We start from the raw sequence: 15,995 nt of genomic DNA on the forward strand, positions 1-15,995 counted from the left end.
TTAGAGCCGATAGACTGAAGTCGTCATCACTTTTGACATCAGCTTCATTGCCTTTTTAATCGGCAACGGCAATTCCACCCCACCCTTGGCTAGCGCCTTGTCAGCGTGGCTGATCTCATCCTCTTTCATCTGCTCAAGAATGACGCGGGTCTTTTTGTCGTCATCAGGTACTTCTGCAAGGTGGGAATCCAGGTGCGACTCAACCTGGTGCTCGGTCTCTGCAACAAATCCGAGGCTCCATTTATCACCGGCAATACCGGCAGCAGCACCAATCGCAAATGATCCTGCATACCACAAGGGGTTGAGCAGACTGGTGCGGCCACCCAGTTCCTTGATGCGGGTTTCACACCAGACGAGATGATCGTTCTCTTCCTGTGCAGAGCGTTCCATACTTTCACGTACCGAGGGATCCCGCGCAGTTGCGGCCTGCCCCTGGTAAAGCGCCTGCGCACAGACTTCGCCAGTATGGTTTATACGCATCAGGCGTGCTGTGTGATCACGCGTCGGCTCGGGCATATCCTGCGTCTCTTCTACGCCAACGGCCGGATTTTTCCTTTCCGTCACTTTCGGCGACCCGAAAACAGTCTCGATAGCCTGATCAAGGCCCATTACAAACTGGTCAATAGGTGTGTAGTCTCTTTTCATCTTAAGGAGCCCCTGATTACCTGATAGCTTCTGCAATCAATTCTAACGGATGTTGCACCGGGATGCTCAACCCCCGTTGATGCAACTGATCGCGCAACTGCATTGCACAACCGACATTTGAAGTCACAATCACTTCTGGTTGTGCTGCCATGATCTCTTCCAGCAGTGGGGCTGCAATCTGCTCAGCTTCTTGCGGGAAGAGCACCATGTTGAGACCACCTGCCCCGCAGCAGCCCAGTCCATTCAGATCTATCATGTCACAACCGGGCAGCAGTCCCAGCAATTGATAGACTGCCTTCTCTCCACCGAGTTTTTTTTGTGTACAGGGAATCATTACCCCCACGCGCCGTTTCAAGTCACCAGCCTCACCCCGCAACGGATTGAAATGCTCCATTGTGAGATGGGATGAAATCACATCAATTACTTCACGTACCGATGTGTCCAGACCCCCATGCTCGTGCAGCTGCAGACTGCATCCACTGCTGACAGTGACAACCGAAGAGAAGCGCTTATCATCAAAAACCATCTGATTCAGATCGCAACATTCATCCGTGGCCTCATCATAACCGGCATGCTGGTAAACAGCGCCGCAACACCCCTGTTTTTCAGGAATATGAACTGAAAAACCGCATGTTGTCAGACACTCGATGGCGGCTTTCAGTACCTTGGGCTCCGAGGTTGGCCCCTGGCATCCGGTGAAAAGTGCAACCGAACCAATGGGATCACGCTGTGCCGGATAGAGTGGCGCAAATTGTTCCGTACCGCTGCTGTGACCGGCCAGTGACAACAGGCGCTTGTTGACCCCGTCCGGCAGCAGTTTGTCAGCACCGGCTTTGTGTAAGAAACGACCAACCCCCAAGAGCGCATTACTCGGCTTCGCGACCCGGTCTGCGAGTTCGCGCGGTACCGGTGAACCATATAACACCCGACTCGTATCCAGGATTTCTGCATAGCGCACGCCGGATGGACAGCCACCTTCACATTGCCGGCACATCAGGCAATGATCGAGGCTTTCCCGAACACCGGTGTCATCTGATTTAAGCATACCTCCAAGCAACCCCTGGATTAATGCAATCCGGCCGCGGGGTGATTCCGACTCATCCCGGTGTACCCGGTATGTCGGACACAGCGGAAGACAGAGGCCGCATTTGACACAGCGGTCAGCCTCGGCGAGGAGTTGATCGGGGGAAAGGCTCATTCAAGAATTCAGGTATTTCAGGAAAAGGACAGTATACTATCTGGCAAACAAGTTTGATGATCGAATCCATGTCCTATTACAAACACCATCTTTTCATTTGCACCAATCAGCGTGATGACGGCAAGGGTTGCTGCCAGGATTTTGACAGCGAGTCTGCACGCAAGTACATGAAGCAGCGTGCAAAACAACTCGACATTCACGGCTATGGCCCGGGTCAGTGTCGTATCAATAATGCCGGCTGCCTGAATCGCTGCAAGCAGGGTCCCGTCATGGTGATTTACCCCGAAGCGGTCTGGTACACATGGGTTGACACGAGCGACCTGGATGAAATCATCGATAAGCACCTGCTAAAGGGCGAAATCGTTGAACGTCTGCGTATTCCGGATACCGACACCTTCGATAAAGACAAAAACTGAATCTTTCTAGTTAATTGATATATATCAATATAATTGATTTATTTCATAATCAGTCTTGACAAACCCGATTCTATATTAGACAATTCTTACATACTGAATAGCTAACCAGCTAATCAGTATCCTCCATCCTCCTTTGGTGGTTATCCAAAATTAGGCGCAGCTCCCCCGCTGCGCCATTTTTTTGCCTGTGATTTCACCCTTCTTTCAGGCACCCAACAGACTGGACAAGCATGCATCTCCGGCGTATTGTTTCACCCATGATCTTTGACCCGAAAATTCTTGACGACCTGTCACGTAAAATCAGCCAATCCCTGCCGCCTGGTGTAAGCAACCTTCAGCAGGAGACAGAGCAGCACATCAACAGCCTGCTGCAGTCCGGCTTCAATAAACTGAACCTGGTACCGCGCGAGGAGTTCGATATCCAGCAGGCAGTACTGCAGCGCACGCGCGAAAAGCTTGAAGCGCTGGAAAAACGCGTTGCAGAGATGGAACAACAACTGAAGTAACTCTTTTCCTGCCGGGCACAAGCCAGGCCAAGAGGTGTCATTGGCCACTCTATTCTGTCAGGCCTCTGCCTGGTATCCATTCTCCACCAGTGCACTCGAGATACATCCCTCCAAAAACCTGCTTGCTAGATAGATTTGCATGCCATACATAATTCCCACAGATTAAATAAGGCTGAATTAAGTATATTAGTTTTTTATAATATGCTTATATTTAATTTTTATCGCTCAGTAAGCGAGAAACAGAGGAAATGTAACCATGTCTTGGGACAACTACTGGCTATTCGAATTTGCCCTCATTGCAGCAACTGTTGCATGGGGTGTATACCAGGCAAAATTCAATTAAATCAAATGGGATCTGTTGGTCCCGTTATTACTTCTGTAGCCCCTGACTTCACTCGATTTTATTAACAGTCAGCCCTGAAGGCCAGCTACCCGGGATCGAGAAACATCTTTAAACTGGCAGTTGGATTTGCTACTCTTTTTATATACTTATACACCGATCAGGTCTGTTTTATGAACGCTCTGTACTCAAAAGTGACCAGCTTAGCTCTCTTCCTGAGCCTTATTCTATTGGCAACAGGTTGCGTCCCACAGCAAATGGTGAAGTCAGGCAATGCCTCTTCCAAGTCCAACCCGATGTACGATACCTCGTATTCCAAAGAGGCAGATGTCGAGTTTGTTTTGGGGCAAAAAGCAGCCGAAACATATGTTTCCAACAAGGCATTTGCTTCGTTACAGGACAAGTTCAAGTCTGAGAGCGCCTCACGCAGAACAAGGGACATGGCTGACTGGGTTGTCAGTTCAAGGGATAACCGCAATATGCCGTTCGCAATTATCGATAAAGTAAATGCCAAGGTTTATGCATTCAACCCAAGCGGAAAGCTATACGGAGCAGCGCCCGTGCTGCTTGGACTGGCGAAAGGCGATTACTCCGTCCCCGGTATTGGCGACAAGCCCTTGTCACAAATTAAGCGCTCTGAGCGCACGACACCGGCAGGTCGTTTTGTATCGAAAATAGGCCGCAATCACAAGGGCAAGGAAATCCTCTGGGTAGACTATGATCAGGCACTCTCCCTGCACCCGGTCGTCAGGGGCGTTCCCTCAGATCGCCGTGCGCAACGCCTCTCTTCCCTGACATCATCTGACAACCGTATTTCATTTGGTTGCATCAATGTCCCGAAGCCTTTCTTCAAGAACGTGATATCGGAAAAGTATTCAGGGCAGTCCAGTGTTGTTTACATATTGCCGGAAACCAAGCAGTTCAAAAAATCATAATCCGGAATATGTCGCCAATCTGATCTGCCAGTTCTGAAGATCAATGGAACTGCATTACACAGGCTTGTAAAACTGCAGTCTGCTTTATTCCTGCAGGGTCAGCGTCTCTGGCCCTGCACTAGTGCATAGCTCGTAGACTGAATAGGGAGTTGGGTTTAACTGCGCGTAAGGTGATTCCCAGCCTTTCTTCTCTCTGCTCCAGCTTCGCAAGGGCATGACCATTGGCAGGTGGCCATTCGGGCGAAACCAGGAGTCGATACTCCAGGCATCTTCACTTTCCGTATCAATGAGTACCGCCGTCCAGTGAACAGCGGTGAGATCAAAACGATTGCGCACTTTTGGTGATGAAACGCTCCATCCTTCCAGCGCCCCGATATCCCGAAGAATATGCAGGTAAGTAGAAGTGTTGCTGGTGTTGTCGACACAATCCATCCGCCCCTGCACATCCGCCTCAAAATCATTAATGGCAAGATCATTGGTTAACAGGGGTTGATATTTTTGTGCCAGCAATTCCAATTGCCAGATACCAATACGCACCTGCTGCAATCTATCGTGAAGAGTTGCGCTCGAACAAGTCGCCATACGCTCTTTCACGAGAACCATATCGTCTGCAGTAAAAGTGATGGCCTGCCTGCGCTTACACGACCAGTTGAAGCAGACTCGTAGCGTTATCGCCCCATCTGGTTCGATTACGTACTCTGGTGGAAGTGGTGAGCTAACTGATTTTTGAACAGTTTCAGAAAGATTTAGCTTTGAGGGGGCCGCTACAACCAAATCAGCATGACTGACAAGTATGGCAAAAAAACCGATTATAGCGGGCCGAAAGAGCATATTAGTAACGACATTGGTGCCAATAATTTGTACCAAATAGAATCTGAATAGCTTTGTGCTGCAGTATCATCTGATACTGTCAGCGTCATTTTCTCACCACCTGTGCGGCAAACTAATGTTTGTTTAAAGTGATTGAAAAACTGTCAATGGAACTGAATGCATGAGGTTCATTCCCTGACCATACTTAGAACCTCTGCCCTCGCCGTCAACTTGAACGTTTCGTTGTCCAAGTTGACGGCAAGTACTATCAATAACGAGCTGATATCAGCTACGATCTGGCTTTGGCTCCATCATAGGTTCAGGAGCAGCGGGCGCAGGCTCATGCTTGGTTGTGCTACAACCTACAACGCCAAGAACAAAAGCTGCAGTAACCAAAGTCATCAGGGTTTTGTATAAAGTATTCATTCGACTCCACCTTTGTTGAGTTAGTTGCACTTATATTTTTAGCATAATTGCTATATGACTACAATATATTATGCCACCACATATAAACCAACCCGTAGCTCACATAATATTGAGTTTGCTCGGCCATGACTCTCTTGCCTCCTGATATCTGGCAAGTAATTTCCTTAATCCCGGTCAGGATGCCAATCTGCTATTCTGGAGTTAAGGATAGAAAAGCCATGACCGAAGACAAAAACACCGAAAATGAAACACGGCTACTAGCCCTGATCTGGACGCTGGCGGCTGAATTACACGTCGGTCGCAGTCTGCCCTCCCCATCATTAAAATGCTCACTGGAACGAGAACTTGGTTTCGACAGCCTGACTCGCGCCGAACTGCTAAGCCGTGTTGAACAAGCGTTCTCGGTACGCTTACCCGGCAAGGCATTCGTACAAATCGATACTCCGGCCGAATTACTGCAATTGATTGACACATCGGTTCACCCAGGTAAAGCGTCCACGCAGCCGTTTGAGACCGGCGAATCCGTGCTGTCAGAAACCGCAACAGCCAGCCTGCCGACCGGAGCACAAACCCTGCCCGAGGTACTCGCCTGGCATGTTGCTCAACACGGAGAGCGTATCCATGTGCATCTGTACGAGGAGGAAGATCAACCTGTTCCTGTCAGCTACCAGGCACTTTTTGACGGTGCAGCAGCGATTGCCTCAGGGTTGCGTGCACGGCGAGTCTCCCCCGGGCAGAGCATCGCCATCATGCTTCCCACCAGCCGCGATTACCTGTTCAGCTTCTTCGGTATCTTGCTGGCAGGAGCAATTCCGGTTCCAATCTATCCCCCATTGCGACCAGCTCAACTGGAAGATCACCTCAGACGCCACGCTGACATCCTTGAAAATGCCGCAGCCGTGATGTTGATCACTGTGCCCGAGGCACGCGCGGTAGCACATCTGCTGCGTGCACAGATCAGCTCACTGGAAGATGTATCTATCCCGGAGGAACTTGCTGCCTCGACCATGGGCGAGCCATTGACAGCACATGGCCATACGGACGACATAGCCCTGTTGCAATACACTTCCGGCAGTACCGGCACCCCCAAGGGCGTGATGTTGAGCCACAGCAACCTGTTAGCGAATATCCGTGCGATGGGAGAGGCCGTGGAAGTAAAACCGGAAGACTGTTTCGTCAGCTGGCTACCGCTTTATCATGATATGGGGCTGATTGGTGCATGGCTCGGCAGCCTCTACTTCGCCATCCCCCTTGCACTGATGTCGCCATTGTCTTTCCTGAGTCGTCCACAGCGATGGCTGGAAGCGATTCACCACCACCGGGGCACGCTGTCGGCCGCGCCCAATTTTGCCTACGAATACTGTTACAGCCACATTGACCCGGCTCAACTCGAGGGGCTTGATCTCAGTTCATGGCGCATGGCATTCAATGGCGCCGAACCGGTCAGCGCCAGGACCCTGCGTCATTTTCAGGAGCGCTTCTCTCCCTTTGGCTTCCGGCCGGAGGCGATGGCCCCCGTCTATGGATTAGCGGAAAACTCGGTTGGCCTTGCATTCCCACCACCAGGCCGCGGTCCCTTGATCGATCATATCCAGCGCGCAAGCCTGGCCGAACGGGGAGAGGCGCAACCGGTCAGTAAAGACGAAGAGAGCCTGGAGGTGGTTGCTTGCGGTCGCCCGATGAGCGGACATGCAGTACGAATCATCGATGCGGCAGGACACCCCTTGCCAGAACGACGGGAAGGACACCTCCAGTTTCGTGGCCCATCGGCTACCCGGGGATACTTCCGTAATCCCGAAAAAAGCGCAGAACTGTTTCACGACGGCTGGCTGGATAGTGGCGACCTGGGATACCTTGCAAATGGAGAGATTTATCTCACCAGTCGTGTAAAAGATCTGATCATCCGCGGAGGCCGTAATCTCTACCCCTATGAACTGGAACAGGCGGTTGGCGCAATTGAAGGGGTGCGCAAAGGGTGCGTTGCCGTTTTCGGTGGCGTTGATAAAAACTCGGGAACAGAGCAGCTTGTGGTCTTGGCAGAAACACGGGAAACAGACCAGGCGGCGAGACAATCTATTGAAAATCAGATTGTAGAACTGGGCGGACAATTGCTGGGCATACCCCCGAGCGAGTGGTGCTCGCTCCGCCTCACAGCGTACTTAAAACCTCCAGCGGTAAAATTCGCCGTGGAGCGACACGTGAACTCTTCGAGCAGGGAAAGATCGGTAGTTCAGGTACAAGGGTTTGGCTGCAGGTGGTGCGACTGCTGTTATCGGCATTCGTTCCCAGCCTCCGCCGCTTGCGGCGAAACATTTCAGCGCGACTGTACGCGGCCTACGCATGGATGATGTTCTCGCTTTTTGCTCCTCCCGCCTGGATTCTGACTCAGCTGTTACCGAACCACGGGAAGCGTTGGCGCATGCTGCACAAGGCCGCACACCTGCTCCGCCGATTGCTCGGCATTCCGCTAGACGTGGAAGGCAGAGATAACCTGCCAGGCGATCAACCCTGCATTCTTGCAGTCAACCATGCCAGTTATATCGATGGCATCTTGTTAGCGGAACTACTTCCACACTCTTTTATCATTGTCGCCAAAAGTGAATTGCGTGACCACTGGGTTCCAAGGCTGTTCATCGAAAAACTCCAGGGTGAATTTGTCGATCGTTCCGATCTGCGGGCCGGTGCCGACGATGCCCTGCGCCTCGAACAACTGGCGCAGTCAGGCAGATCACTGCTGTTCTTTCCAGAAGGTACCTTCCATGAGTATCCCGGCCTGTTGCCTTTCCACATGGGAGCCTTCATCGCTGCCAGCCGAAGCGGACTGCCGGTAATGCCAATCACCATTCGCGGCAGTCGCCAAATCATGGCCGGCCGTACCTGGTTTCCAAGGCACGGGCCAGTGAAAGTGATTGTCTCCCCCCCGATAAGTCCTGCAGGCAGCAGCTGGGGCGATGCCGTGATGTTACGAAATGCGGTACGCAAGGAGATCCTGAAACACTGTGGTGAGCCTGACCTGGCCTGACCCAGGTTGTAGAAACCATAACGGATTCATCCGGATCGGATTTTAAGAAATGTGTAATTAAGTAACTGTGCAATGAGTATTGTGGTTATGGAAGTCTTGTAAAATTGAGTGACTCTCAAGTCAATTATGGCAACACAATCAGCACGTAGTCCAGTGCCTCGTAGTTCGCGATCTGGGTCGGGCCTGCTGGTGTTACATTGACGTAGTCCGGGAAATCTTCCGGCATGACATCAAACCAGCTTGCATGAGTTCCACAAACATGGAATTCAACATCATCACTCTTTACCAATGATTCAACAAGGTGATGTGTGCCTTGTTCCTCTTCAGCTTTTTTTGAAACCATCATGAACTGCTCTGAGCCATGTGAAACGATGGCAACAGGTAACTCCGGGAAACGGACACGCAGTTCTTCAATGTTGACCCTCACCTGCGGAAGCAGTGAGCGCAGCAGCTCACTGTCACCACTTACAATCTCAATCACCACACCGGGCGGAGCTGTTTCCATGGCCAGGATTTTGTCAAAGCTGCTCGCACTGGCGAGGTGGCCAGTGAGAAACAGTGTTAGTAGCAGAATAAGGCGGTTCATAAAATGCATTCTAGCTCTATTTTGCGCAGAGAGCATGAAGATAATGGCTCAACACCAGTATCTAAAGATATGGTGCTAAATGAGTTTGGTGTGATTTAGCTATCTCCGAAATCGAAATGAATCGCCGCTTTGGGGCGTTAGCAGTTGTTCTGATAAACAACGCATTACATCAAGATTGCGAATGCTCAATGAAAATGGCGTTAATTTAGACTAGATTTGAAAGCGAGTATTGAGTTGCTCGCAATCTTTCCTCTGCATCAACGAATACTCCTCTCCACACTTCTACACTTTGCCTCGGGAAATTCCGGGGCAATTTTTTGTGTCATACCGAAACAGCACTTTCAGTTGCCGCTTTTCTCTCATGCTTACGAACGCATGGGATCGTAAGTAACTCTCCGCCATAGCTGAACTATATGTGGATGCCTGCTTTTGGTCGAAAACGAACGTCAATTGATTTAGACTCAAAGATCACTTATTTGTTGTAACACGCCAGGGAGCAGGCATGTCACTCGCAATTCTTCACAGCCGGGCTCTGTCCGGCATTCATTCCCCTGCAGTAACTGTTGAGATCCATCTTGCCAACGGCCTGCCCGCATTTAATATTGTAGGGCTGGCGGAAAAAGCCGTGCAGGAGAGTCGTGAGCGCGTGCGCGCTGCCATTATCAATTCCGGATTCGAATTTCCTGCGCGCAGGATAACGGTTAACCTTGCACCAGCCGACCTTCCCAAGGAGGGCGGACGCTTCGACCTTGCCATTGCTATTGGCATACTTTCAGCCTCGGGACAACTGGCTGATGCAAAAGTCGATGGATACGAATTCCTCGGCGAACTGGCTCTTTCAGGTGAGTTGCGTCGCATCAATGGCACTCTGCCGGCTGCACTGGCAATTACACAAGATGAACGACACCTGGTCACAGCTGCCGACTGTGCAGCTGAAGCAGCACAGGTCAGTGCTCTCAAGGTCTACGCAGCGAAACACCTTCTTGAGGTTACTGCACACCTGCTCGACGTGCAGCGGCTCACCCCATTAACAGTAAATGACGAAACCACGACTTCATCAAGCAAGCTGCATGGCGACATCTCCGATGTAATAGGGCACCAGGCAGCCAAGCGCATTCTGATGATCAGCGCTGCTGGGCAGCACTCGCTACTGATGTGCGGACCACCCGGCACGGGGAAATCGATGCTTGCCAGTCGCCTGCCCGGCCTGATGCCGCCACTGACTGAATACCAGGCACTTGAATCCGCCTCGATTCGTTCTGTTGGCGGACATCCTGTCGATCCGACAAACTGGAACCAGCGCCCTTTCAGGGCACCTCACCACTCTGCCTCTGGTGCGGCACTGGTTGGTGGCGGCAGCAATCCGAGACCGGGAGAAATCTCGCTGGCACATCACGGCGTCCTGTTTCTCGATGAGCTGCCCGAATTCAACCGCACAGTACTCGAATCGCTGAGAGAACCACTTGAAACCGGCTGCGTCACGATCTCACGCGCCAGCAGGCAGGTCGAGTTTCCGGCAAAATTCCAGCTGGTCGCCGCCATGAATCCCTGCCATTGTGGCCACCTCGGACATCCCACGCGAGCATGCAGATGCTCGTCGAGTGAGCGTATGCGCTACCAGAGGCGTCTCTCGGGCCCACTGCTGGACCGAATTGATATCCAGATCGAACTCACACCGGTAGAGAGTGACCAACTGGTAGAAAATCAGCGAAGCGGCCCCAACAGCCAAGAACTTCGTGAGGTTATTACAGATTCGTACAATTTACAGATAGAACGCCAGGGAAAAGCAAATGCGCACCTGCTCGCTGCCGAGATAAAGGAGTTCTGCAAAATTGACAGGCCACAGAAAAAGCTGCTGCAACAGGCGATCGAGACGCTCAATATTTCTCATCGGGCCTATCACCGCATCCTCAAGCTTGCACGAACCATTAGTGATCTTGATGGTGGCGAATCGATTCAGACGAAACATCTCAGTGAAGCCATCAGGCTACGTTCACTGGACAAAAACTTTTCGACTTTTCACTAATCCTGCATACACAGCCCGAACCAATAGGGATTTCCCCAATACTTATGGGAAAAGTCCCCGAATAATAACCATTTATGAAACCCGGTTTAGTGCCAAATTTACGATAACCAGCTTGACTTTGAGGCGTGTTGGGATTATTTTCCCACTTATGAACTCAGCCCTATTTAACGCCATCTACCGGCTGCTAACCCCGCTGGTACGCTTTCTGCTACGCAAAGAGGTCTCATTTGACGCCTTCAGCCAGCTGGCGAGAAAAGTCTATGTCGACATCTCAGAAGAGCGCCTGCTTGAGAGCGAGGGGAAGGCAACCACTTCCAGAATTGCGATTGTTACTGGATTAACACGCAAGGATGTGGCCAAACTGCGAACATTATCGGTCGACTCGTCAGCCATGACACCAAGGTACAACCGCTCTACCAAGGTCATCAGCGGCTGGCTTCACGATAGCGACTTCTGTGATTCACGCAAACAACCTCGTATGCTCACTCCCGAGGGCGAACACCCCTGCTTCGAATCTCTTGTATCGCGTTATAGCGGTGATATGCCCTATCGGGCAATGCTCAAGGAACTCCTGGGGACTGAAACCGTCGAACTGTCACCAACCGGGAAAGTCCGCCTGTTGAAGCGTTCGTTTATTCCGCACGATGATGAATCCGAGGGCATCAGTATTCTCGGTAATGAAACACACAACCTGATTGACACCATCGATCACAACCTCAATTCAGATAGTAAAGACGACCTGCGCTTCCAGCGTAATGTCGCCTACGACAACCTACCGGAAGAAGCACTTCCAGAATTCAAAGCCTTTGTCGAGGAAAACGGGCAACGCCTGATAGACCAGTTCAACCGCAAGTTGGCTGCTGAAGACCGTGATGTGACAGGGGATACAAAAGGAACCGGCCGCATGAAGGCCGGAGTCGGCATCTACTACTTTGAAGAACCTGTAGGTGAAGAAACCGCAAAGGACAACAACGGTAAAGAATCATGAAACAGTTACTCAAGCACCTTTTGCCAATCATTCTTATGGCCTCACTTTCCTCATGCGGAGGGGGTGGAACGATCGCCTCCGGTGGCAGTGGAGGAACAGGTATTTCAACCGGTTCAATTGGGGGATTTGGCAGTATTTTTGTCAATGGGATTGAGTTCGACATCAGCGGCGCGACACTGTTTCGCGACGGGATACAGATATTTAACGATAATGACTTCGAACTTGGTGAGGTCGTTACCATCGAGGGCAGCATTGATTCAGCAAGCGGCACCGGTGTCGCCACATCAGTGACCTATGACGAAATCCTGGTTGGCCCCGTCACCACGGCGCAGGGTGCTGATCCGGATGTCCAGCCGATAGAGGTTCTCGGTCAAACGATCCGTATCCTGCCATCAACTGTATTAAGCGCAGATATTGCCACAATGACCCAGGGGGTTTTTGTCGAGATATCCGGTTACTACAATGCTGACCAGGAGATTGTCGCTACATCGATCAAGGTTGTTGGCGCCACGACTATTGAAGCCAAGCTTTTTGTGGACGGTGTCGACTTGACCACTTCCCCTGATGAGTTTGATTCTAATGATCTGACAGTCTTGCTTGCCGACCTGAGCCACGTTACTCCCGCTGACATGGTCCAGGTAACAGCTGCCAGCAATGCTCTCGCCGGAACAACCCTGACCGCCAGCAGTGTCACTGTCATCGTGTCGAGTAGTCCGGCACAGGGCACAGAAATCGAGCTTGAAGGCATCATTACGAGTTTCATCTCGCCAAGCCACTTTTTTGTTAACGGTGTCGAGGTCACAACTGACGGCGGGACGATAATTGAGAACCCGGCAGGTATCCCGATTGCCCTGAATGTCAGGGTAGAGGTTGAGGGTGTGATCAACAGCAGTGGTGTATTACCTGCGGACGTGCTGGAAGTCGAGGATGACTCCGAAGATATTGAACTGGAAGTTTTTGGCCAGATCGGCGCCAAGATTGATCCTGACACACTCGTAGTTCAAGGCACGAATTACGTTATTGTCCTCGGCTCCGATCTACACGGCAGCAGCTATGCTTCATTAAACATTGGTGACTGGGTCCATATCCATGCGGAAGAAGTCTCAGGTGAATACATCATTGAAGAGCTGGAACTCAAGGCTGCACCTGGCGGACCCGAGGAAGGCGAGATCGAAGGAACAGTGACTGATTTCAATGAAGTCGCCGGATGGCTCGTTGTCAATGGCACAACCATTAACACTGATAGCGGCACAGTTTTCCGTGGTCCCAACGAAAATGTGATTCCATCAGCCTCCTTTTTCGACTCCATCGCCATCGGCTCAACTGAGGTTCACGCGATTGGAGCCTATACCGGTGGTGTATTCGAGGCAGATGACATCAGGATTGATGACTAACAGGCTATAGAGATTGTGAACAAGAGGCCGGTTGCACTCACCTTCTACAAATTACTCACAGCGCTTCTTCTCCTGTGTAGTAGCACATACTTGACTGCTAGCGGTGGGAGTGGAGGTACTGGCATTGCGACCGGAACAATCAGTGGCTTTGGCAGTATTTTTGTCAATGGAATCGAGTACGACATTCGTGGCGCCAATCTTGTCTGTAATGGCATACAGTGCAGCGAATCTGACTTCAAGCTCGGAGAAATCGTCACGATTGAAGGAGTAGTAGACCATGACAAACGCACGGGCATTGCCACAAGCGTTATTTATACGAACATCCTGAACGGACCGGTTACCGAGACGTCCAATCAGAACCGCATCAAGGTGCTTGGACAAACAGTCACCACAACCCGCAGTACCGTATTAGAGGACATCATTACACTCAATGAGTTGCAACCAGGTCACATTGTCGAGGTCTCTGGCTTCCATGATGCGGATGGCAATATTGTTGCAACTCGCATGACACGCTTGTCCAACACCTTCAAGACAGGTCTCAGTATCATTGAAGCAAGAGTTCTTATCGAGAAAACCAACTCTCAGGCCAAGCCGGTCTCATTGGTCGCAGGAGACCTGACGATACGCATTGGGCAAAATACTCCCATTCCTGCACCCGGGGATTTTGTGCATGTGAAATCAACAGAAATACCGCTCAACTTGCAACTGCATGCCAGCGAATTATCTGTCATTCAAAGGCAATCGTACCCGGCAGGAACACGACTCAATATCGAGGGCATTGTCACAGCCTTAAACTCTGAGAGTCGATTTATAGTTAATGGTATTGAAATTCAGACTAACGACCATACCCGGCTGGAAAACCCTACTGGCAATGGAATAGCACTCAATCGCAAACTTGAGGCAGATGGTGTTATCAACAGTAAAGGGGTTTTGGTAGCCAGCAGCATCGAAATTGCAGGTGATCACACCAGCTCAGAATTCAATGGCAATATCCAGAAGATCGATCATGCATCAAAGCAAGTCCAGCTGTTTGATCGTACCTTTCCGATTAGTGAATCTACACAGTTACACGACAGCAAATCAGGCCTTCTCGATTTCACGCAGTTAAAAACCGGTGACTGGGTAGAAATATATTTCACCGAGTCCGATGGCAATATCAATGTCGAATTACTCGAACGTAAGGATGCAGAAACTGATGAAATCGAAGGCCCGGTCACTGCAATCAATTCAAAAGATTCATCGCTGGTCATGTTAGGAAAAACTATTGTAACCAACGACAACACACGCTTCACAGGCCCTAACGGTAATCGAATTAATGCAGATGCTTTCTTCAGATCGATTGCTCTTAAAACAACCATGATCGACGCCAAGGGAATCTATAACCCATCTTCGAAAAAATTTGAGGCTCACTCTCTACACGTAGAAGACTAACAGCAAAAATTGATTTGACACCGTCTTATTTTTGGGAAATAGTTCCCAATTATTAAAGCAAGGCACCTTTGTGCCTGGCTATTGATGAAAAATTGACCCTGCCTGAAGCAGGAATTCACTCAGCACGAGGACGGAATATGAAATCAGTGAAAAAAAACCTGCTAGCGGCTTCAATCAGCGCCCTGCTTACAGCGTGTGGCGGTGGCGGGGGTGGCGGCACAACCACCCCACCAGCACCATCTACATCATTCACCCTTAGCGGTACTGTTCCTGGCACTCTCATCGAGGCCTTCTGCGATGATGGCAGTTACTACAGCACCACTTCTGATGACAGTGTGCCAGGCTCTGATCACCCATTCGAACTCGAGCTTCCGAATAACCTGGTCTGCCGACTGGTAATGACAACCAATGAGTCGACAGCCAATCCGGTCATCACACAGATTGGCTTCGTCGATACAGGTGCCTCTGAAGAAAGCATTGCTTTCACTTCAGATACTGATGTGGATCTCGGGCATATTGACCTCGAAATGAATCCGGATCCGGGATGCCCTGGTGCAGGTACCTATGACGCCAACTGTGATGGTGTTCTTGATACCCCGCTTGAAATTGAAGTCGAGTCAACTGAAATCGAGGTTGTGGAATTGGTCAGTGACCCAATGGATACGGATCGTGACGGCATTATCAATGCTTATGAAGATGATGATGGTGATGGCGAACCCAATGCACTTGACGAAGATGATGACGGTGACGGTATCAATGACATCGATGATCATGACAGCAATGATAACGACGGTGATGGAATCGACAATGAAAATGATGTCGATGATGACAACGATGGTGAAAATGATGACGTCGATGATGACGACGACGGCGACGGCATCGATGACGATCTGGATGATGATGACGACAATGATGGTGAGGATGACGACGAAGAGAGCGAAGGCGGAACCGGCAATCACACCACTCCCTCAGGTGATGACCCGACAGCCGGGCGTCTCCTGGCAGCAACCCAGTGTACCCAGTGTCATGGCACTGACGGCTATTCTGTAACCGAAATTGAAGGCCTTGCCGGTGATTCTGCAAGTGAACTGACAGACGAGACCTGCGGAGAATCAGACGAGCCGGAAGAGATCATGGGATTCCATGGCGGAGCCTATTGCAGCAGCTCGGCAGCCTCTTCTGCATCTCAGGAACTTGAAGATATTGCAGACTATCTATCGGGAAGGTGATTGATGAAACGATTTACATATACAACAGAACAAAACCGTTTTA

General features: G+C 50.6%; 14 protein-coding genes. 10 read left to right on the forward strand and 4 right to left on the reverse strand.

The window, feature by feature from the left end; translation table 11 throughout:
* Both coq7 and BOW06_RS01725 read right to left on the reverse strand, forming a co-directional pair.
* Positions 1–645, reverse strand: coding sequence for a 2-polyprenyl-3-methyl-6-methoxy-1,4-benzoquinone monooxygenase (coq7, locus tag BOW06_RS01720; protein ID WP_043118034.1), 645 nt, complete (start codon positions 643–645; stop codon positions 1–3).
* 16 nt (positions 646–661) lie between these two features.
* Positions 662–1,843, reverse strand: a complete 1,182-nt coding sequence (locus BOW06_RS01725) for a (Fe-S)-binding protein (RefSeq protein WP_078453812.1) — start codon at positions 1,841–1,843, stop codon at positions 662–664.
* Positions 1,844–1,911: 68 nt separating this feature from the next.
* Here BOW06_RS01725 and BOW06_RS01730 point away from each other — a divergent pair, with 68 nt between their 5' ends.
* The 3 genes from BOW06_RS01730 to BOW06_RS01740 all read left to right on the forward strand — a co-directional run bounded on the left by BOW06_RS01730 (position 1,912) and on the right by BOW06_RS01740 (position 4,040).
* Positions 1,912–2,259 (forward strand): (2Fe-2S) ferredoxin domain-containing protein, encoded by a 348-nt coding sequence (locus BOW06_RS01730; protein WP_043118749.1) that lies wholly within the window; start codon positions 1,912–1,914, stop codon positions 2,257–2,259.
* A 260-nt stretch (positions 2,260–2,519) separates the two neighbouring features.
* A complete protein-coding gene (locus BOW06_RS01735) occupies positions 2,520–2,765 on the forward strand; it encodes an accessory factor UbiK family protein (protein ID WP_043116811.1) in 246 nt (81 codons plus the stop codon).
* A 513-nt stretch (positions 2,766–3,278) separates the two neighbouring features.
* Entirely contained in the window at positions 3,279–4,040 is a 762-nt protein-coding gene (locus BOW06_RS01740; RefSeq protein ID WP_230208798.1) for a L,D-transpeptidase, read from the forward strand.
* Positions 4,041–4,124: 84 nt separating this feature from the next.
* Here BOW06_RS01740 and BOW06_RS01745 read toward each other — a convergent pair whose 3' ends face one another.
* The gene (locus tag BOW06_RS01745) at positions 4,125–4,643 is read right to left on the reverse strand and encodes a hypothetical protein (protein WP_230209637.1); all 519 of its coding nucleotides are present in this window, start codon (positions 4,641–4,643) and stop codon (positions 4,125–4,127) included.
* Between the two features lie 851 nt (positions 4,644–5,494).
* On the opposite strand from BOW06_RS01745, the gene BOW06_RS01750 reads away from it, so the two are divergent.
* A complete protein-coding gene (locus BOW06_RS01750) occupies positions 5,495–7,624 on the forward strand; it encodes an AMP-binding protein (RefSeq protein ID WP_256858092.1) in 2,130 nt (709 codons plus the stop codon).
* Positions 7,625–7,695: 71 nt separating this feature from the next.
* The gene (locus BOW06_RS13175; RefSeq protein WP_179116214.1) at positions 7,696–8,298 is read left to right on the forward strand and encodes a lysophospholipid acyltransferase family protein; all 603 of its coding nucleotides are present in this window, start codon (positions 7,696–7,698) and stop codon (positions 8,296–8,298) included.
* Between the two features lie 124 nt (positions 8,299–8,422).
* On the opposite strand, the gene BOW06_RS01755 is transcribed toward BOW06_RS13175, so the two are convergent.
* On the reverse strand, positions 8,423–8,893 hold the full coding sequence (locus BOW06_RS01755) for a DsrE family protein (RefSeq protein WP_078461419.1): 471 nt from the start codon (positions 8,891–8,893) through the stop codon (positions 8,423–8,425).
* 493 nt (positions 8,894–9,386) lie between these two features.
* Here BOW06_RS01755 and BOW06_RS01760 point away from each other — a divergent pair, with 493 nt between their 5' ends.
* The 5 genes from BOW06_RS01760 to BOW06_RS01780 all read left to right on the forward strand — a co-directional run bounded on the left by BOW06_RS01760 (position 9,387) and on the right by BOW06_RS01780 (position 15,952).
* Positions 9,387–10,910, forward strand: coding sequence for a YifB family Mg chelatase-like AAA ATPase (locus BOW06_RS01760; protein ID WP_043116479.1), 1,524 nt, complete (start codon positions 9,387–9,389; stop codon positions 10,908–10,910).
* A 148-nt stretch (positions 10,911–11,058) separates the two neighbouring features.
* Entirely contained in the window at positions 11,059–11,898 is an 840-nt protein-coding gene (locus BOW06_RS01765; RefSeq protein WP_052132077.1) for a DUF6502 family protein, read from the forward strand.
* Complete coding sequence (locus BOW06_RS01770) at positions 11,895–13,292, forward strand: DUF5666 domain-containing protein (RefSeq protein WP_043116477.1); 1,398 nt, start codon at positions 11,895–11,897, stop codon at positions 13,290–13,292. Before BOW06_RS01765 ends, BOW06_RS01770 begins: the two co-directional genes overlap by 4 nt.
* Before the next feature lie 90 nt (positions 13,293–13,382).
* Positions 13,383–14,723 (forward strand): DUF5666 domain-containing protein, encoded by a 1,341-nt coding sequence (locus BOW06_RS01775; RefSeq protein WP_143556050.1) that lies wholly within the window; start codon positions 13,383–13,385, stop codon positions 14,721–14,723.
* Positions 14,724–14,860: 137 nt separating this feature from the next.
* Entirely contained in the window at positions 14,861–15,952 is a 1,092-nt protein-coding gene (locus BOW06_RS01780) for a c-type cytochrome (protein WP_078454935.1), read from the forward strand.
* Positions 15,953–15,995 lie beyond the last annotated feature (43 nt).

The organism is Solemya velum gill symbiont, from assembly GCF_002020255.1.
Lineage (GTDB): Bacteria > Pseudomonadota > Gammaproteobacteria > Chromatiales > Chromatiaceae.

What these genes read in the sequence shown, in the direction of transcription:
- coq7 (WP_043118034.1), bottom strand. Translation starts at nt 645, where the DNA reads ATGAAAAGAGACTACACACCTATTGACCAGTTTGTAATGGGCCTTGAT.
- BOW06_RS01725 (WP_078453812.1), bottom strand. Translation starts at nt 1,843, where the DNA reads ATGAGCCTTTCCCCCGATCAACTCCTCGCCGAGGCTGACCGCTGTGTC.
- BOW06_RS01730 (WP_043118749.1), top strand. Translation starts at nt 1,912, where the DNA reads ATGTCCTATTACAAACACCATCTTTTCATTTGCACCAATCAGCGTGAT.
- BOW06_RS01740 (WP_230208798.1), top strand. Translation starts at nt 3,279, where the DNA reads ATGAACGCTCTGTACTCAAAAGTGACCAGCTTAGCTCTCTTCCTGAGC.
- BOW06_RS01745 (WP_230209637.1), bottom strand. Translation starts at nt 4,643, where the DNA reads ATGGTTCTCGTGAAAGAGCGTATGGCGACTTGTTCGAGCGCAACTCTT.
- BOW06_RS01750 (WP_256858092.1), top strand. Translation starts at nt 5,495, where the DNA reads ATGACCGAAGACAAAAACACCGAAAATGAAACACGGCTACTAGCCCTG.
- BOW06_RS13175 (WP_179116214.1), top strand. Translation starts at nt 7,696, where the DNA reads ATGCTGCACAAGGCCGCACACCTGCTCCGCCGATTGCTCGGCATTCCG.
- BOW06_RS01755 (WP_078461419.1), bottom strand. Translation starts at nt 8,893, where the DNA reads ATGCATTTTATGAACCGCCTTATTCTGCTACTAACACTGTTTCTCACT.
- BOW06_RS01760 (WP_043116479.1), top strand. Translation starts at nt 9,387, where the DNA reads ATGTCACTCGCAATTCTTCACAGCCGGGCTCTGTCCGGCATTCATTCC.
- BOW06_RS01765 (WP_052132077.1), top strand. Translation starts at nt 11,059, where the DNA reads ATGAACTCAGCCCTATTTAACGCCATCTACCGGCTGCTAACCCCGCTG.
- BOW06_RS01770 (WP_043116477.1), top strand. Translation starts at nt 11,895, where the DNA reads ATGAAACAGTTACTCAAGCACCTTTTGCCAATCATTCTTATGGCCTCA.
- BOW06_RS01780 (WP_078454935.1), top strand. Translation starts at nt 14,861, where the DNA reads ATGAAATCAGTGAAAAAAAACCTGCTAGCGGCTTCAATCAGCGCCCTG.